At 59.7% G+C, this 15,928-nt stretch carries 20 protein-coding genes and 1 tRNA gene; 14 read left to right on the top strand and 7 right to left on the bottom strand.

Annotated features, from left to right (window positions below; all coding sequences use genetic code 11):
* Position 1 precedes the first annotated feature (1 nt).
* From LJX93_RS09070 to csrA, 8 genes are all read left to right on the top strand, one after another.
* Positions 2-304, top strand: coding sequence for a DUF1883 domain-containing protein (locus LJX93_RS09070; RefSeq protein WP_033696846.1), 303 nt, complete (start codon positions 2-4; stop codon positions 302-304).
* A 7-nt stretch (positions 305-311) separates the two neighbouring features.
* Positions 312-482, top strand: coding sequence for a hypothetical protein (locus tag LJX93_RS09065; protein ID WP_077068364.1), 171 nt, complete (start codon positions 312-314; stop codon positions 480-482).
* 51 nt (positions 483-533) lie between these two features.
* Complete coding sequence (locus tag LJX93_RS09060) at positions 534-1,610, top strand: NAD(P)H-dependent flavin oxidoreductase (protein ID WP_047581918.1); 1,077 nt, start codon at positions 534-536, stop codon at positions 1,608-1,610.
* A 107-nt stretch (positions 1,611-1,717) separates the two neighbouring features.
* Positions 1,718-2,476, top strand: a complete 759-nt coding sequence (gene modA / locus LJX93_RS09055) for a molybdate ABC transporter substrate-binding protein (protein ID WP_033696843.1) — start codon at positions 1,718-1,720, stop codon at positions 2,474-2,476.
* Positions 2,476-3,156, top strand: coding sequence for a molybdate ABC transporter permease subunit (gene modB, locus LJX93_RS09050; RefSeq protein WP_033696842.1), 681 nt, complete (start codon positions 2,476-2,478; stop codon positions 3,154-3,156). The genes modA and modB overlap by 1 nt, the downstream gene beginning before the upstream one ends.
* A 1-nt stretch (position 3,157) precedes the next feature.
* A complete protein-coding gene (gene modC / locus LJX93_RS09045) occupies positions 3,158-4,249 on the top strand; it encodes a molybdenum ABC transporter ATP-binding protein (protein ID WP_033696840.1) in 1,092 nt (363 codons plus the stop codon).
* Between the two features lie 57 nt (positions 4,250-4,306).
* Positions 4,307-5,329: a DNA topoisomerase IB gene (locus LJX93_RS09040; RefSeq protein ID WP_033696839.1), complete on the top strand. Its 1,023-nt coding sequence runs from the start codon at positions 4,307-4,309 to the stop codon at positions 5,327-5,329.
* A gap of 253 nt (positions 5,330-5,582) precedes the next feature.
* Positions 5,583-5,780 (top strand): carbon storage regulator CsrA, encoded by a 198-nt coding sequence (gene csrA / locus LJX93_RS09035; RefSeq protein WP_004375914.1) that lies wholly within the window; start codon positions 5,583-5,585, stop codon positions 5,778-5,780.
* A gap of 45 nt (positions 5,781-5,825) precedes the next feature.
* Here the strand turns inward: csrA and LJX93_RS09030 are convergent, their stop codons facing one another.
* The 4 genes from LJX93_RS09030 to LJX93_RS09015 all read right to left on the bottom strand — a co-directional run bounded on the left by LJX93_RS09030 (position 5,826) and on the right by LJX93_RS09015 (position 9,179).
* Entirely contained in the window at positions 5,826-6,188 is a 363-nt protein-coding gene (locus LJX93_RS09030; protein ID WP_033696837.1) for a response regulator, read from the bottom strand.
* An 11-nt stretch (positions 6,189-6,199) separates the two neighbouring features.
* Positions 6,200-7,645: an ATPase domain-containing protein gene (locus tag LJX93_RS09025; protein ID WP_033696835.1), complete on the bottom strand. Its 1,446-nt coding sequence runs from the start codon at positions 7,643-7,645 to the stop codon at positions 6,200-6,202.
* A 5-nt stretch (positions 7,646-7,650) separates the two neighbouring features.
* Positions 7,651-8,811: a two-component system sensor histidine kinase NtrB gene (locus LJX93_RS09020; protein ID WP_033696834.1), complete on the bottom strand. Its 1,161-nt coding sequence runs from the start codon at positions 8,809-8,811 to the stop codon at positions 7,651-7,653.
* A gap of 83 nt (positions 8,812-8,894) precedes the next feature.
* Entirely contained in the window at positions 8,895-9,179 is a 285-nt protein-coding gene (locus tag LJX93_RS09015; protein WP_177447944.1) for a hypothetical protein, read from the bottom strand.
* A gap of 213 nt (positions 9,180-9,392) precedes the next feature.
* Here LJX93_RS09015 and LJX93_RS09010 point away from each other — a divergent pair.
* Positions 9,393-9,477: transfer RNA gene (locus LJX93_RS09010), tRNA-Leu, on the top strand.
* Between the two features lie 103 nt (positions 9,478-9,580).
* A complete protein-coding gene (locus LJX93_RS09005) occupies positions 9,581-9,994 on the top strand; it encodes a DoxX family protein (RefSeq protein ID WP_033696831.1) in 414 nt (137 codons plus the stop codon).
* A gap of 1 nt (position 9,995) precedes the next feature.
* Here the strand turns inward: LJX93_RS09005 and LJX93_RS09000 are convergent, their stop codons facing one another.
* Entirely contained in the window at positions 9,996-10,193 is a 198-nt protein-coding gene (locus LJX93_RS09000; RefSeq protein WP_227696971.1) for a hypothetical protein, read from the bottom strand.
* Positions 10,194-10,637: 444 nt separating this feature from the next.
* On the opposite strand from LJX93_RS09000, the gene LJX93_RS08995 reads away from it, so the two are divergent.
* Complete coding sequence (locus LJX93_RS08995) at positions 10,638-10,979, top strand: hypothetical protein (protein ID WP_227696970.1); 342 nt, start codon at positions 10,638-10,640, stop codon at positions 10,977-10,979.
* A 342-nt stretch (positions 10,980-11,321) separates the two neighbouring features.
* Here LJX93_RS08995 and LJX93_RS08990 read toward each other — a convergent pair whose 3' ends face one another.
* The gene (locus LJX93_RS08990) at positions 11,322-11,546 is read right to left on the bottom strand and encodes a hypothetical protein (protein ID WP_047582044.1); all 225 of its coding nucleotides are present in this window, start codon (positions 11,544-11,546) and stop codon (positions 11,322-11,324) included.
* A 183-nt stretch (positions 11,547-11,729) separates the two neighbouring features.
* On the opposite strand from LJX93_RS08990, the gene LJX93_RS08985 reads away from it, so the two are divergent.
* Positions 11,730-11,939, top strand: coding sequence for a DUF6434 domain-containing protein (locus tag LJX93_RS08985; protein ID WP_186660094.1), 210 nt, complete (start codon positions 11,730-11,732; stop codon positions 11,937-11,939).
* A 223-nt stretch (positions 11,940-12,162) separates the two neighbouring features.
* Positions 12,163-14,133, top strand: coding sequence for an acyltransferase family protein (locus LJX93_RS08980; protein ID WP_227696969.1), 1,971 nt, complete (start codon positions 12,163-12,165; stop codon positions 14,131-14,133).
* Between the two features lie 105 nt (positions 14,134-14,238).
* Here the strand turns inward: LJX93_RS08980 and LJX93_RS08975 are convergent, their stop codons facing one another.
* Positions 14,239-14,634 carry a MerR family transcriptional regulator gene (locus LJX93_RS08975; protein WP_227696967.1) on the bottom strand — a complete coding sequence of 132 codons (396 nt, stop codon included), beginning with the start codon at positions 14,632-14,634 and terminating at the stop codon, positions 14,239-14,241.
* Positions 14,635-14,707: 73 nt separating this feature from the next.
* Here LJX93_RS08975 and LJX93_RS08970 point away from each other — a divergent pair, with 73 nt between their 5' ends.
* Positions 14,708-15,775, top strand: a complete 1,068-nt coding sequence (locus LJX93_RS08970) for an SDR family oxidoreductase (RefSeq protein ID WP_033696824.1) — start codon at positions 14,708-14,710, stop codon at positions 15,773-15,775.
* Positions 15,776-15,928: the final 153 nt, after the last annotated feature.

Raw genomic sequence — 15,928 nt, 5'->3', positions numbered from 1 at the left:
CATGAAATTCGTACACCAGCGCGAGCACCTGAACGAAGACGATATCGTCGTCATCGAGTGCTCCCAGCGCTGCAACATCCGCCTGATGAACGACGCCAACTTCCGCAGTTTCAAAAATGGCGGCCGGCACACCTACCACGGGGGTGCTTTTGACCAGTTCCCGGCAAAGATCACCGTGCCAAGTACCGGTTTCTGGAACATCACCCTCGATACCGTGACCACTCGCCCGATCTCGGTAACGCGCAAACCGACCTTGACCCACAAGATCAAGATCATCCGTCGCTCGTCGTCGAAACTCAGATAAGACCGCCATGACCCAGACCATCAAGTACGTCATCAAATACAAACTCGACGGCGAGCGCCGCTTTGAATTCGCGTTCATGCCCGAGGCTTCCGTGGAGCAGGCCCTGCAAGCGCTGCAAAAGATCCACGGCGACGATGCCGTGAAGATCAGCGACATCCAGGTCAGCAAGGCCCTGTAAACGCCCACGTGCACTGCCGTACCGATCACGCTGCCCCGCAAGGAGAATCGCATGAGCCAGTGGCCTGACCGTCGCATCCTCGATCTGCTGGGCATCGAGCTGCCCATTCTCCAGGCGCCGATGGCCGGTGCGACCGGCTCGGCCATGGCCATTGCCGTGGGCGCTGCGGGCGGCCTCGGTGCGCTGCCCTGCGCCATGCTCACCGCCGCGCAGATCGCTGAAGAGATCGAAGCATTTCGCGCCGCCTGCCCTGGGCGCCCGCTGAACCTGAACTTCTTCTGCCACCAGCCACCGCTGCCCGATGCCGAGCGCGATGCGCGCTGGAAGCAGGCACTGAAGCCTTACTACAGCGAATTGGGTGCCGACTTCGAGGCCCCTACCCCGGTCTCCAACCGTGCGCCTTTCGATGAGCAAAGCTGCCAACTGGTCGAGCGACTGCGCCCTGAAGTGGTGAGTTTCCATTTCGGCCTGCCCGCGCCGCAGTTGCTGCAGAGGGTCAAGGCAACCGGCGCCAAGGTGCTGTCCAGCGCCACCACGGTGGCAGAAGCGGTGTGGCTGGAGCGCCACGGCTGCGACGCGATCATCGCCATGGGCTATGAAGCCGGCGGCCATCGCGGCATGTTCCTCAGCGAAGAAATCACCAGCCAGATTGGCACTTTCGCCCTGGTGCCGCAGATTGCCGATGCGGTCAAGGTGCCGGTGATTGCAGCCGGCGGCATCGGCGACCACCGCGGCCTGGTCGCGGCCCTGGCCCTCGGCGCGTCGGCCGTGCAGATCGGCACGGCCTACCTGTTCTGCCCTGAGGCCAAGGTTTCTGCCGCTCACCGCCACGCTCTGGACACCGCGCCGGCCAGCGAAACCGCACTGACCAATCTGTTCACCGGCCGCCCAGCGCGGGGCATCATCAATCGCGTCATGCGCGAGCTGGGTCCGATGAGCGAGCTGGCACCGCGCTTTCCGCTGGCGGGTGGCGCGCTGATGCCGCTGCGCGCAATCACCGACCCCCAGGGCAACAGCGACTTCAGCAACCTCTGGTCAGGCCAGGCGCTGCGCCTGGGCAGGCACTTGCCGGCAGGTGAGCTGACCCAGGATATCGCCGACAAGGCCCTGCAACAAATCGGGCGCTGAACCCGGTTGGCGAACGCCTATAACACAGTTGCCCTCAGGCCCTTCCCGGCCAATGGCGTATCGCTATATAGTTAACGCTATAACGATAATCCCAAGGAGCTGTCTTCATGCGAATCCGCCCACTGCACCTGGCTGCCACTGCCCTGGCCAGCCTGATCTGCCTCAACACTGCCTGGGCCGACGAGGTTCAGGTCGCGGTCGCAGCTAACTTCACAGCACCGATCCAGGCCATCGCCAAGGACTTCGAGAAAGACACCGGCCACAAGCTGGTTGCAGCCTACGGTGCCACCGGGCAGTTCTACGCACAAATCAAGAACGGTGCGCCGTTCGAAGTGTTCCTCGCCGCCGATGACAGCACCCCAGCCAAGCTCGAGCAAGAAAACGAAATCGTACCCGGTTCGCGTTTCACCTACGCCATCGGCACCCTGGCCCTCTGGTCGGCGAAGGAAGGTTACGTGGACGCCAAGGGTGAAGTGCTGAAAAAGAACGCCTACAAGCACCTGTCCATCGCCAACCCTAAAGCCGCCCCTTACGGCCTGGCCGCGACGCAGGTGCTGGACAAACTGAACCTGACCGAGGCCACCAAGGGCAAGATCGTCGAAGGCCAGAACATCACCCAGGCCTTCCAGTTCGTATCCACCGGCAATGCCGAGCTGGGCTTCGTTGCCCTGTCGCAGATCTACAAGGACGGCAAGGTAACCAGCGGCTCGGCCTGGATCGTGCCGTCCGCGCTGCACGACCCCATCCGCCAGGACGCCGTGATCCTCAACAAGGGCAAAGACAATGCCGCCGCCAAGGCGCTGGTCGAGTACCTGAAGGGCCCGAAAGCCGCAGCGGTGATCAAGTCCTACGGTTATGAAATCTGATGCCACTGGACGCCAGTGACCTGGGGGCAATCTGGCTGACCGTCAAACTAGCCAGCTTGACCACCCTGATTCTGCTGGTCCTCGGTACGCCCATCGCCTGGTGGCTGGCACGCACGCGTTCGTGGTTACGCGGGCCGGTGGGCGCCGTGGTGGCGTTGCCGCTGGTGCTGCCACCGACGGTGATCGGCTTTTACCTGCTGATCGCCCTCGGCCCGCACGGTTGGCTCGGCCAGGCTACCCAGGCGCTAGGCCTGGGTAGCGTGGTGTTCAGCTTCACGGGGTTGGTGATCGGCTCGGTGATCTATTCCATGCCGTTCGTGGTGCAGCCGCTGCAAAATGCCTTTGGCGCTATCGGCCAACGGCCACTGGAAGTTGCAGCCACCCTGCGCGCCAGCCCCTGGGACACCTTCGTTCATGTGGTACTGCCGCTGGCCCGCCCCGGCTTCGTCACCGCGAGCATCCTGGGTTTCGCCCATACCGTGGGCGAGTTTGGCGTGGTGCTGATGATTGGCGGCAACATCCCCGACAAGACCCGCGTGGTCTCGGTACAGATCTTCGATCACGTCGAGGCCATGGAATATTCGCAAGCCCACTGGCTGGCCGGTGCCATGCTGGTGTTCTCGTTCCTGGTGCTGCTATTGCTATACGCTGGGCGCCGCGGCAAGGCTGGCTGGAGCTGAAATGACTGGATCGATTGTGGCGCGCCTGGAGTTGGCGCGCGACGACTTTACCCTGGATGTCGACCTGCTGCTGCCAGGGCGCGGTATCAGCGCGCTGTTCGGCCACTCCGGCTCGGGCAAGACGTCATGCCTGCGCTGCCTGGCGGGGCTGGAGCGGGCTGCCAGCGCGTATATCGAGATCAACGGCGAGGTTTGGGAAGACAGCGCGAGCGGCTATTTCCAGGCGCCGCATCTGCGACCGGTGGGCTACGTATTCCAGGAAGCCAGCCTGTTCCCGCACCTGTCGGTACGCAGCAACCTGGAGTTCGGCTGGCGGCGAATTGCGCCGGGCGAGCGCAAGGTCAGCCTTGATCAGGCCTGCCAACTGTTGGGCATCGGCCACCTGCTGGCACGCCGCCCGGCCACCTTGTCCGGCGGCGAGGCCCAGCGCGTCGGCATTGCCCGTGCGCTGCTCAGCAGCCCACGGCTGTTGCTGATGGACGAGCCACTGGCGGCCCTCGACGGGCCGCGCAAGCGCGAGATCCTGCCGTACCTGGAGCGCCTGCATGACGAGCTGGAGATCCCGCTGGTGTATGTCAGCCACGCCCAGGACGAAGTGGCGCGGCTGGCAGACCACCTGGTGTTGCTGGAGCAAGGCCAGGCCGTGGCCAGCGGCCCGATCGGCGAAACGCTGGCGCGCCTCGACCTTTCATTGGCCCAGGGCGAGGACGCCGGGGTGGTGTTCGAAGGCCTGGTGGTCGGTCATGACCCTCATTACGATTTGCTCGACCTACGCCTGCCCGGCAGTAGCGCGCCACTCTTGCGCATCGCCCACCCTGCGCATGTCATGGGCAGTACCCTGCGGGTCAAGGTTCAGGCCCGCGATGTAAGCCTGGCCCTGGCCGCAGACAGCGCCTCGAGCATCCTCAATCGGTTGCCGGTGCGGGTGCGTGAAAGCCGCCCGGCAGACAACCCGGCCCATGTCCTGGTCAGCCTGGATGCCGGCGGCAATGCCTTGCTGGCGCGTATCACTCGCTATTCGGCAGACCAGTTGGGCCTGCACCCGGGCCAGGCACTGTTTGCCCAGATCAAGTCGGTGGCATTGTTGGGCTGAGCAACCACCACGCGGCCGTTGTCCATTGATCAGTGACCTGATCGAGGCCTGCCGCCAATGCTCGACTGCCCCCTGCCCCGCACCTTGCATTACGTTGACGACAGCCAACCGGGCCTGAGCCGGCGGCGCTGGCGCGACCGCTTCATCTACTTTGACGCCGAGGGCCAACGGGTGCGCGACGCCGACACCCTCGCGCGCATCGCCGCGCTGGTGATTCCGCCGGCGTACAGCGAAGTGTGGATCTGCGCCGACCCGCAGGGTCACCTGCAAGCCACTGGCCGCGACGCCCGTGGCCGCAAGCAGTACCGCTACCATGAGCAATGGCGCGAACTGCGTGACCAGCACAAATACGGGCGCATGCTGGCCTTTGCTCAGGCACTGCCGAAACTGCGCCTGCAACTGGAAACGCACCTGGCCCGCCCGGGCCTGGACCGGGAAAAGGTCATGGCACTGGTGGTGAGCCTGCTGGACCACACCCTGATCCGCATCGGCAACCAGCGTTACCTGCGCGACAACCAGTCATACGGGCTGACCACGCTGCGCAACCGCCACGTCAAGGTGCAAGGCGGCACCATCCGCTTCCAGTTCCGCGGCAAGCGCGGCGTCGAGCACGACGTCACCTTGCATGACCGGCGCCTGGCAAACCTGCTCAAGCGTTGCATGGAGCTGCCGGGCCAGGCGCTGTTCCAGTACCTGGACGAAGACGGCCAACGCCGCAGCGTCGGCTCCAGCGAGATCAACCAGTTTTTGCAGGAACTCACTGGCGCCGATTTCACTGCCAAGGACTACCGCACCTGGGCCGGCAGCAGCCTGGCGCTGGATCTGCTCAGGCCGCTGGCATGGGAGCCGGAAAGCGAAGCGAAGCGCCAGGTCGCGGCCATCGTCAAACAGGTCGCCACACGCCTGGGCAACACCCCGGCGGTGTGCCGACGCTGCTACATTCACCCGGCGGTGCTGGAACACTTTGCCCTCGGGCGGCTGGCCAGTTTGCCGCGCAAGCGTAACCGCAAGGGCCTGGACCCGGAGGAAGTCGCGTTGCTGTTATTTCTTCAGGCACTAGAGGAACAGTACGATCATTGACACTGTCTATTTAGGCCATGATGCAGAGAAATTTCCAATACGGGCTGAACCCCCCTATTCTTGCCACCGAGCACCTTCGCCGACAATCCGCTTGCGGTAACTATCGGCGCCTGCAACTGAAGACACGCAACAGAATTTGTCTGTCGGGGAATTCCTATCCGCCGAAAGCGTCTTTAATGAGAAGGAAGAGGGACTGGCTCCCACCGCCGCGGCAAATAGCCCGACGGATTTCAACATTACCAAGGAGAACTACATGCTGATACTCACCCGTAAGGTTGGCGAAAGCATCGTCATCAACGATGACATCAAAGTCACCATTCTGGGCGTCAAAGGGATGCAGGTGAGGATTGGTATCGACGCACCGAAAGATGTCCAGGTGCACCGCGAAGAGATCTTCAAGCGTATCCAGGCTGGCAGCCCGGCCCCGGAAAAACACGACGACTCGCACTGAGCGACCCCGCCTCAAGACGCACGGACGCGCTTGATCGACGGTGCCTCAGGTGCCCACCAGTTCGCGCACCTTGGCGATCATCCTGTCCATATCGAAGGGTTTGTCGAATACCGCGGCGAACAGTTCCGGGCACCCGTGGTTGGCCTGGCTAACCTGGCCGCCGCTCATCAAGATGACCGGCAGGTCGCTCAGGTGCAGCTCATCGCGCATCGAGCGCACCAGCTCTTCGCCATTGAGCAGGGGCATCATGTAGTCGGTGATCACCAGCTCGACGCGTTTTTCCTTGAGCGCTTCCAGGGCCTTGAGGCCATTGCTCGCCTTCTCCACCAGATAACCTTCATCCTCAAGGGCGAAGCCGAGGATGTCGGCGATCAGGTATTCGTCATCGACGATCAGAATGGTGTTCATCAGAGGGCCCGTCACCCGCTCCCCTGCGGCACAGGGGCCCCAGAGAGCACGCCGCTGGCGCCCTCGAAGGCCTTGCGCAAGGTGATGCCCTGGGGGCCGAGCAGCAGCTCGTGCAACGCAGGGTCATGGTGGCTGTCACGCACCTTGAGGATCGACAGCATGCGCCGCAGCTGCGACTGCAGCTCGACGAAGCGCATCAGCATCAGGTTGTCGACGATGCTCGACAGGTCCGCTGTCGGCGCAGTGATTTCCGAACCGAAGATGTCACGCATTTCCCAGGTCAACAGCACACTGACTTCACGTGCTCGCAGCTCAGCAGTCAAGGCGCGGAAAAACGCGTTGAGCCGCGTCGGGTCGATCGCCAGACGGCTGAAGGCACCCAGGCTGTCGATCACCACACGCTTGCTGCCTTGCGCCTCGACACGTTCAAGCAAGCGCGCGCCAACCTGGTCCAGCAAACCCTCCGTGGTGGGCTGCCAGCACAACTGCAGGGCACCTTCGCGCTCAAGTGCGGCAAAATCGTAGCCCAGCGACGCCGCTTTGAGGCGCAAGCGTTCGGGCGTTTCGTAGAAACCGAAGTGCACCCCTGGCGCCCGCGCGGTACATGCGCCCAGAAATGCCAGGCCCAGGGACGTCTTGCCGATACCGGAAGGCCCCATCAACAGGCTGACCGAGCCAGCGGCCAGCCCGCCACCGCACATTTCATCCAGGCTCAGGATGCCTGAAGAGACCCGGCTCAGCGTGGCGTTGCCCTTCTGACTGAGGTGACCGAGCAGCGACTCCAGCCGCGGAAACACATGCATGCCCGCTTCGTCGATCAGGCATTCGTGACGGCCCGACAAGGCTGCGCTGCCACGCGTCTTGCGCAACTGAATGTGGCGTACGGCACGGCTGCCGACCAGTTGCTCGCCCAGCTCGATCACCCCATCGACCATCGTGTGTTCCGGGCTGCCTTCGTCCAGCCGTGCACTGGTCAACAGCAACACGGTGCAGCCGGCAAAAGCTGCGTGGCCTTGCAGTTCCGAGACGAATTTTTTCGTGTCCAGGTGCGTCTGCGCACGCACGCGGGCATTGAGCACACCGTCCACGATGAGTAGGCTGGCCTGCTGGCGCCCGATCTCCTGGCGCAGCAACTTGACCACGGCATCGAGCCCTTCCTGCTCGAGGGCGTCGAAGGCACTGACGAACTGGATCTGGTCGCCAACCAGGCTCGGGTCGAAAAATTCAAGGGTACCCAGGTACTGGAACAGCCGCTCGTGGGATTCACTGAGCAACGTCGCCACCAGCACCCTGCCGCCAGTCTGCACGTGGTGACAGGCCAACTGATTGGCGAGAATGGTTTTACCCGCGCCGGGTGGGCCTTGAATGATGTACGACGCCCCCGCCACCAGCCCACCCCTGAGCAGCGCATCGAGCCCTTCGATCCCCGTCACCAGCCGCTTGAGTGCCTGTGCCATGGTTTCTACCTGTCGAGTTGGCGATCTGCTTGTGGGTCAGACGTGGGTAAATAAAGACGCATGCAGGTGCCCTTGCCGAGCACGCTGTCGACGCTGATGGCGCCATTGCTCTGCTTGGCGAAGCCATAGACCTGGCTGAGGCCCAGGCCGGTGCCCTTGCCGAATGCCTTGGTGGTGAAGAACGGCTCGAAAATGCGTGGCAGCACGTCAGGGGCGATCCCGCTTCCGCTGTCCTGCACCTCGAAGCACACGAAGCTGCCATGCAACCCCTCCACCTCACCGACAAGCTCGACAACCTCGGCCGCCATACGGATTTGGCCACTGCCCGGGATAGCATCGCGGGCATTGAACAACAGGTTCAGCAGCACCATCTGCAACTGCCCTGCATCCACTTCTATTGATGGCAAAGTTGACGGCAGGTGATGCTCCAGGTCGATGTCACTGGGCAGCGAATGTTCCAGCAGCCCACGGGTGGCGGCGATCAGTTCCAAGGGCGCGACGCGGCTGACATCGAGTTTGCGGTGTCGGGCAAAACTGAGCAGTTGCTGGGTCAGTTCGGTACCCCGCTGCCCCGCGTCGACAATGTGTTGCAGCATACGTTGGATACGCGCCGGGTCCTGAGCGTTCATGGCCAGCCGTGCCGAGCTCAGGATGATGGTCAGCATGTTGTTGAAATCATGCGCCAGCCCACCGGTCAGTTGACCAAGGGCTTCGAGCTTCTGCGCCTGGAACAGCTGGGCACGCACAGCATCGAGCTGCAGCGCAGAATCGCGCCGGTCAGTGATATCCCGGGTAACCTTGGCCAGGCCGACGATCTGCCCGAGATCGTCACGGATCACGTCCAGCGCGGCCATCGCCCAGAATTGCGAGCCGTCCTTACGCACGCGCCACCCCTCATCCTGCGCCACCCCCTGCTCCAGCGCTTGGCGAAGCAGGCGTTCGGGGCGCCCTTCGGCACAATCCTGAGGCGTGAAGAACAACGAGAAATGCCGGCCGATCACTTCATCTGCGCGGTAGCCCTTGATCCGTTCGGCGCCAGCGTTCCAGGAAACCACGCGCCCATCCGGGTCGAGCATGTAGATGGCGTAGTCCACCACCGACTGAACCAGTTGTTCATAGCGGTGAGCGGGAATGACGGGGTGATCGAGGCAGTCAGCTGAAACCATGCAAACTCCACAGGCACAGCGGGAGGTAGAAAATAGGCCTAACCAGCAGTGTCACCCTGCATCCGCCCTGTGGCAACTGTTTGTCAGCGGTCACGGTCGACCAGTACAGGGCTCACTCGACGCGGCAGCGCCACCTTGAGCAGCCACAGGCCCAGCAGCAGAATGCCGCCGCCGCCCGCCAAAGCCATCATGCGCTGGGGTTGCGGGTGCTCGGCGTCAAACCCTAGCATCAGCAAATAACCGCCGAGGCTGATGAGGCTCACATAGAGAAACGCCCCCAGCAGTGTCACCCGGGCGAACAACAGACGCCATATAAACCGCGGGCGCACCACACGACCACTAGCATCGGACGGACTGGCCCGAGTCATCGTTTCATAGCCATTGGATCCAAATGAGGGGCAACAGTGGCGTAATGACAGCAAGGTGTCAATCACCCATTCGAGCACCCTTCACACCCTTGATCATAGGTGCTGCGGTTGACTCAACTATAACAATGGGTTATAAAGCGCGCTTGAATGCAAGGCTCTTCTACTTAAAAGCATTGACTTAGAAGCATGCCGGTCGCTCAGACCCATTCAAGTGCGAGTGTGGTGGAATTGGTATACACAGCAGACTTAAAATCTGTCGGCGTGAGCCTTGCGGGTTCGAGTCCCGCCACTCGCACCAAATTCCTTCGAAAAGGCGCCCTTGTGGCGCCTTTTTTCGTCCTACGGAAATTCCCGGCGCAACTGCTAGAGTGGAGTTTGTCCCCGTCCACTGGAACGCCGCCATGCGCTACTCCCTGTTCGATGGTCAACGCGACGTCATCATCCTGATTGCCCGCATACTGTTGATGATTCTGTTTGTTGTATCCGGCTGGGCCAAACTGACTGGTTTTGAAGGTACGGTCAGCTACATGACATCACTAGGCGCGCCTGCGCCAATGCTTGCCGCAGCAGTTGCAGTGGTGATGGAGTTCTTTGTCGCCATCGTGCTGATTCTGGGGTTCTATACCCGCCCACTGGCGTTTCTATTCGCACTGTTCGTGCTGGGCACCGCGCTGATCGGCCACCCGTTCTGGAACATGGTCGACCCCGAACGCAGCGCCAACATGACTCAGTTCCTGAAAAACTTGAGCATCATTGGCGGCTTGCTGTTGCTGGCAGTGAGCGGCCCCGGGCGTTTCTCGCTGGACCGCCGTTGACTCAATCGTCTTCGCAGTCGTCGTGCCAGGCTGGGTGATCACGGTCCTCGTCATCGAGATCATCCAGCGTTTCCTCATCTTCTTCGACTTCGTCTAGCGCGCCTTGGGCATCTGCTTCGTGCTCGATGTCGTCGTAGAGGAATTCGTGGTCGAGCAGGTGGTCATGCTCGGGTTCGTGCAGGTGGTCTTCGTCGCGCATGCTGGCTCCTGGATTGGCGGGAGGCCTATATAGGCTGAACAGCGGGCAAGGTCAATGGATGGCCGCTTAATGCTGGGTTAACCGGGCGCGGGCAGTCTGCAGGCTCTCCCTTCAAGCGTTCCTTGCCCGCCATTTAATGGCGGGCTTTTTTTTGCGCGGGGGTTTGTTGAAGACGGGGAAACACCTGGCTTGAATACCCGTAGCAAACGACAGCCGTATGACACCCTCTTCACATATTATCGACAACCTGCTTGGCACACTGGCCTTGCTCCGTACGTTCTTTAGCCCGCCCATTGTCGGCGGGCTTTTCTTTTGCCGCTTAATAATTGCCTGACCCCAGGTTGGGCCTAGCCCCTTTCCTCGCTCCAACCACTATGCGGCGTCACCCAGAAAACACGCTAAGCTCAGCTATCCGATGCCTTGGTAATCGGCGTTTCAACGCGCTTGCCCATCGTCGCTCTGGCGATCCACACCGACGAGCCTATTTGGCTCAAAGAGGGTGTTTCAATGGCGACAATCGAGACAAAAGCGTTCGCTAGAGGGCTGCTGAAGGTTGAAAACGCTTGGCAGGCCTATGTCCTGTCGCGCAAGTCCACCCAGGGGCTTGCCGGCCTGGAGCTGATGGCCGCGCAGGCGGAGTGCGACCGCGACTTTATCAGGTTCCAAAATCAGAGCCAGCAGTTCTACGCCGAAGTGCGCAAGCGTATTGGCGACGCTGAAAAGCTGGAGGTGGACAGGGCGCTGTATCCTCAGCATTTCCCCACACGCCCATCAGCAGACAGCTGAAAGCCCACAAAAAAACCGGCCACTGGCCGGTTTTGCTTTAACGTCTCAAACGCAAGGCCTAGCCCTTCGAATTGGACCACCTGGCAGAAGGCTGCCTGGGGCCGACACGATCGGAAGCGCCAATACCGGAAGCCACCTCCTGGATGGACCCGCCTTTTGAGAGGAATACTTTGATCTGCTCGTCGAGCCGCAGGTGGGCTTTGTGCGTGGGGGACTGATGGGAGGCATTCATGACTGAACCTCGATAGGGAAGTCACTGGAATGCAGCAACTCGTTTGTCACTATACGCCTCATCCGTCACTGACGGGGTGAATTCCCCTTCCCCTCCCCCAAGTGCCAGCCTTAAAGAGCCTCCATCCGCCGGTCACCGAAAGGCGGCGGCGCTTTCAAGATGTGGGAAAAGCTCCCGGTCAAGCCGAACCGAAGCTCTTTGGGCATCACGAACGTGAAGTGGATCAGCCATGAGCCATCGCCGAGCAACAACGTTTCGCTTCGGTATCGTAGGACTTCCGCTTCGCTTATGCCGATCGCTACTGCGACTTCCTGATTGCTGGGCTTGCGATCCATTGAGATGACTCCCTCCGACATTGCGCCGGGAAGCCATCAATACTCCTCCTCCGGCTACATAAGCGCTACTTAAAAATTTGCCTACCCGTGTGTGGCCGGGCACAGAGGGTGCTTACACCGTCAGTGTTCTGCAGCACGAGCAGTGCTACGCTGCGGGCGACTTTGCCACCCAAGGAGCAGGGAATGAGTTTTGACTGGCACGCAGGGCCGATCACCCGTGCAACCCCGCTGGACAAGAACTACCGCAACACGCAGAAGGTCCGGCAGTTCATGGTCGGCGAATGCGGCGATGGCTTCAAGTTCGATCGCACCTTCATGGCCTGGATCAAGGGCGGCGAGCCCGTAACACTGGGCGACGTTGCTGATGAATGGCTGCGTAGAAGGAAGCTATGACGCCAACACCGATTTATTAACTCATCCGCCATACCGTCTAGCTATTCGACACGATGCTGGAAAACGACTTGCCGATTGCAGGAAGTGTCGCCTCGCCTCGCGATTTATGGAGATAGACAGGGCACATCCGTCGCCGATTTCACCAAGCACAAAAATGCCCGCGAATGCAGGCAAAAAGGTATCATCCGCCGTTTATTCAGCCCCCATGACAGGGAATTCAGAAATGCAAGGCAAACACTTAGCCTATCGACCGGACATAGACGGGCTCAGGGCTCTGGCCGTTTTGGCTGTCACAATTTTCCATTTCAACAAGCAATGGCTCCCTGGCGGCTTCGTCGGCGTTGACGTTTTTTTCGTCATTTCCGGCTTCCTGATCACAGGGATCATCTACGGAAAAGGGCCCAACTTCTCTTTCGCTGACTTTTACGGTCGCCGTGTCCGTCGGATCCTACCTGCAGCTGCATTTGTAACAATCGTCACGTTAATCGCTGGCTCGTTCTTACTCTTGCCTGCCGACGTCAAGTCTCTTTCGGAGTCGGCCATCGGCGCTACCCTTTCTGCAGCTAACGTCTACTATTGGCTCTTCCTGGACACGGGTTACTTCGCCGCTTCGTCCGACACCGTGCCACTGCTGCACATGTGGTCGCTCGGCGTCGAAGAGCAGTTCTATCTGATATGGCCGGCGTTGATGATCATCGCCATGAAGGTCGGAGGTAAGCGCCTGCTGGTGGCAGCCGGCGTCATTCTCGCTATCGGTTCCTTCGCGGTGAGTGAGTACTTCCTGGCTCGCGACCCCTCGTTCGCTTATTACATGCTGCCTTCCAGGGCAGGCGAACTTCTGGTCGGTGCCCTTCTGTTCCTGTGGCAGGACTCGCGACGCATCCCTGCCTCCGCTGCCAACGTGGCAGGTGCAGTGGGCCTGGCCATGGTTGCCGGATCGATTGTCTATCTTGACGAGAAGAATGGTTTCCCTGGCGTTCGGTCGATTATTCCGTCCCTGGGCGCGGCACTGCTGATCCTTTCAGGCACTAACCAAAGAAACCTTCTATCCAGAATTTTTGGGACCCCAGTCGCCCGTTATGTGGGGCTGCGTTCATTCTCGCTTTACCTCTGGCACTGGCCTGTTCTGGCGTTCTACCGTTACGCATACGGTGAGCCGACGCTGTCAGGTGGCATCGCCTGCGCACTGCTGATGTGCCTACTCACCCTCATCTCGTATCACCTGATAGAGACGCCTTTCAGGGCTCGCACTCCAATGTGGCTGATCACCAAGGCTGGGCCGATCATTGCGACCAGCGCGGGTGTAATGGTACTGGGATACGTCTTGGTGAAGAACAATGGTTATTGGCCAACCGCAGCAGGAGCGGCATACAAGAGAGAAATCTCTTTACACGACTACAACACGAAACCTGCGAGCCGGTTCCCATTCAACTGCCAGATGATGCAGTACGATCCGAAAAAATGGACCGAGGATCAGTGCGTCAATGGTGATAAGACAGTGCCTGCGCAAACACTGCTTTGGGGCGACTCAAACGCAGCGCATTACGTTGGGTATCTGAAGGCTGTAGGAGAAAGCGCTCACTTCTCCATCCGAAATATCTCTCATTCGTCGTGCCCTCCGGTGCGTGATACGAAAGGCCTTCTTGGTCCGGATCGCGCCAAGTCCTGCAATGATTTCAATGAGCGAGCGTTCGCCGAGTCCAAGAATTATAGAACCGTAATCCTCGGAGCATCATGGGCAGCCTATGCTGTGAAGGGCGGAAAGGAAAAGTTCGCCGATACCATCGCTGAACTGGCCGGCAACCACAATCAGGTGATCATTGCCCTGAATGTCCCCGTATTCGTAGGCCTGGACCGCATGTGTACGGCAAAAGCCATTCGCATCCCAGGAATGAACTGTCCAGCAACCGCGATGATTCCAGATCAAGGCGAAAGCGAAGTCAACCTCTATCTCAAGGAACTCGCAAGCCAGTACGCCAACGTAACCACGTTCGATGTCCGGCCGCAAATCTGCAAAAACGGAACGTGCTCGGCTTACGACAAAGATACGCTTCTCTACTTTGACAGCGGCCACATCAGTATGGTCGGCTCTGAGATCATTGGCCGCTCCGTAGTAGAGTCCGGTCAAGTACCCCAGCCTATCGCGGCCCTGGGGCAATCCGCTCGATCTGTTGGGCAACACGTCGAAGATTGAACGCATGAGCATTTAAACTGCCATCTCTGCAAGCCCGCCACCTCGGCGGGCTTGCACTTTTACAGTCTGACCTGGCCGGGATGCCTTGCTCTTGCACATTGCGCCTTAGACATGACCATGGTCAGGCAGTAGAGGAATAGTTTGTCCGTTGGCCAGAGCACTGGCTTCAAGCTTCGCACGCTCCGCGCTTAGAAAAACATAAGCGGCTTGCAGTGTGGTGATCTTCGTTTGAATCTCGGCCATCTTGGCGGCTACCAAAACCACACCGTGCGCGCAATCGATGTTATTACCCCGCCTGGCCGCAAGAATTTCCGCAATCTCTGCGAGTGAAAAACCTCCGCTCTGCGCACTCTGAATGAAGGCTAAATCGACAACGGTCTGTTCGCTGTAGCTGCGGTAGTTGTTGGCTTGTCGATGAGACACGATAAGGCCGAGCTGTTCGTAATAGCGCAATGCGTGGCGGCTGATCCCACTCCGGCGCTCCAACTCACCAATGTTCACGGTAAAAAATCCTTGACTGTAGAGTAGGCTCTATACCTTAGCCTGCGCCGATCAGCTAAACAAGGATTCAGTCATGAGTGCGGAATGCTTCATCACAGGTGGCAGTGGGTTTGTGGGCCAACATCTACTGAGCCGTCTTACGGCGAAAGGGCACAAGACCTGGGTGCTTATGCGCACCCCTGGAAACATAGAGCGTCTCAGGGAACAGGTAGGCCAACTGGGAGGTAACCCTGCGTTTATCCATGCCGTTGAGGGCGATATCAGCAGGGAGGGGCTTGGACTCAGCGAGGCAGACAAGCAAAACGTGTCTTCGGCCACTGTGATTTTCCACCTCGCTGCGCAATTCTCCTGGGGGCTGACACTGGAGCGTGCTCGCGCCATTAATGTTCAAGGTGCTCTGAGCGTGGCCAAGCTTGCGGCTAGCCAACGCATCCGACTGCTGATGGTGGGCGGTTTCATGCTACAAAACCTTACCCACCTCAACAGTATCGGAGTTGATATCACATGCCCTGAGAACACAGACTGGCCTGCGGTCTACGCCCGTGTAGGTGGCTATGAAGGCAGCAAACTCGAATCCCATTTTGCTGTCATCCGCTACATGCAAGACGCAGACGCGGATTACACGATTGTTCATCCTGCTACGGTGTGTGGCCACAGCGAGAACGGACATATCTTGGAAGGCCAACCGTTTTCCGAACTGATTCGAAACCTGGCACAAGGCCAGTTCAAAGCTGTACCCGGCTCTGTCAGGCATTGGTTACCATTAGTCAGCGTCGATTACCTGGTGAAGATGATGATTTGCGTGGCCTTCGACCCCTTCATGGCCAACCGTCAGGTCCTGGCGCTCTATGAGCGAACACCGAGCTTACAAGGGATGCTTCTGCAGATCGCAAAAACGCTAGACGTCAAGGCACCCCGCCGCCATGTACCAATAGGGTTGCTCAGGTCGCTATTGACCATTCCCGGACTGGCGACCCGGTTCGCGATCAGCGCCGAGTCATTAAATTTTATTCAGGTGCAGCGCTTCGATATGGGTATGAGTAGACAACTGGAACGGAAGTATCAATTAACCCATCCCAACATGACACGTGCTATCGAGAACACGGTGCGCTACGTCAAGGACTACGTGACGAAGCAATAATCTAGCCCTCTACAGAGTTGCTTGCCCTCTGCGCACATTGGCATTTATTTCTGCCCTTAAGGCACTCTATTTTCTTCGCAGACCAAATAGTTACTTTCAGACCGTTTGGTTGGTCAAAAGGATCGACACTTAGCCTCGCCTACGAGCAATCCA

The sequence above is a fragment of the Pseudomonas sp. HN2-3 genome, from assembly GCF_020691745.1.
In the GTDB taxonomy this organism is placed as follows: Bacteria; Pseudomonadota; Gammaproteobacteria; order Pseudomonadales; family Pseudomonadaceae; genus Aquipseudomonas; species Aquipseudomonas capeferrum.
Note: the sequence above shows the minus strand (reverse complement) of the source record. Positions and strands in the feature narration are given on the sequence as shown.

Coding starts and splice junctions, on each gene's coding strand:
- LJX93_RS08985 (WP_186660094.1), top strand. CDS start 11,730: ATGAGTTTTGACTGGCACGCAGGGCCGATCACCCGTGCAACCCCGCTG.
- LJX93_RS09070 (WP_033696846.1), top strand. CDS start 2: ATGAAATTCGTACACCAGCGCGAGCACCTGAACGAAGACGATATCGTC.
- modC (WP_033696840.1), top strand. CDS start 3,158: ATGACTGGATCGATTGTGGCGCGCCTGGAGTTGGCGCGCGACGACTTT.
- LJX93_RS08970 (WP_033696824.1), top strand. CDS start 14,708: ATGAGTGCGGAATGCTTCATCACAGGTGGCAGTGGGTTTGTGGGCCAA.
- LJX93_RS09030 (WP_033696837.1), bottom strand. CDS start 6,188: ATGAACACCATTCTGATCGTCGATGACGAATACCTGATCGCCGACATC.
- LJX93_RS09000 (WP_227696971.1), bottom strand. CDS start 10,193: ATGCGCGACGAAGACCACCTGCACGAACCCGAGCATGACCACCTGCTC.
- LJX93_RS09025 (WP_033696835.1), bottom strand. CDS start 7,645: ATGGCACAGGCACTCAAGCGGCTGGTGACGGGGATCGAAGGGCTCGAT.
- csrA (WP_004375914.1), top strand. CDS start 5,583: ATGCTGATACTCACCCGTAAGGTTGGCGAAAGCATCGTCATCAACGAT.
- LJX93_RS09005 (WP_033696831.1), top strand. CDS start 9,581: ATGCGCTACTCCCTGTTCGATGGTCAACGCGACGTCATCATCCTGATT.
- LJX93_RS08990 (WP_047582044.1), bottom strand. CDS start 11,546: ATGGATCGCAAGCCCAGCAATCAGGAAGTCGCAGTAGCGATCGGCATA.
- LJX93_RS09020 (WP_033696834.1), bottom strand. CDS start 8,811: ATGGTTTCAGCTGACTGCCTCGATCACCCCGTCATTCCCGCTCACCGC.
- LJX93_RS08980 (WP_227696969.1), top strand. CDS start 12,163: ATGCAAGGCAAACACTTAGCCTATCGACCGGACATAGACGGGCTCAGG.
- LJX93_RS09015 (WP_177447944.1), bottom strand. CDS start 9,179: ATGACTCGGGCCAGTCCGTCCGATGCTAGTGGTCGTGTGGTGCGCCCG.
- LJX93_RS09060 (WP_047581918.1), top strand. CDS start 534: ATGAGCCAGTGGCCTGACCGTCGCATCCTCGATCTGCTGGGCATCGAG.
- modA (WP_033696843.1), top strand. CDS start 1,718: ATGCGAATCCGCCCACTGCACCTGGCTGCCACTGCCCTGGCCAGCCTG.
- modB (WP_033696842.1), top strand. CDS start 2,476: ATGCCACTGGACGCCAGTGACCTGGGGGCAATCTGGCTGACCGTCAAA.
- LJX93_RS09040 (WP_033696839.1), top strand. CDS start 4,307: ATGCTCGACTGCCCCCTGCCCCGCACCTTGCATTACGTTGACGACAGC.
- LJX93_RS09065 (WP_077068364.1), top strand. CDS start 312: ATGACCCAGACCATCAAGTACGTCATCAAATACAAACTCGACGGCGAG.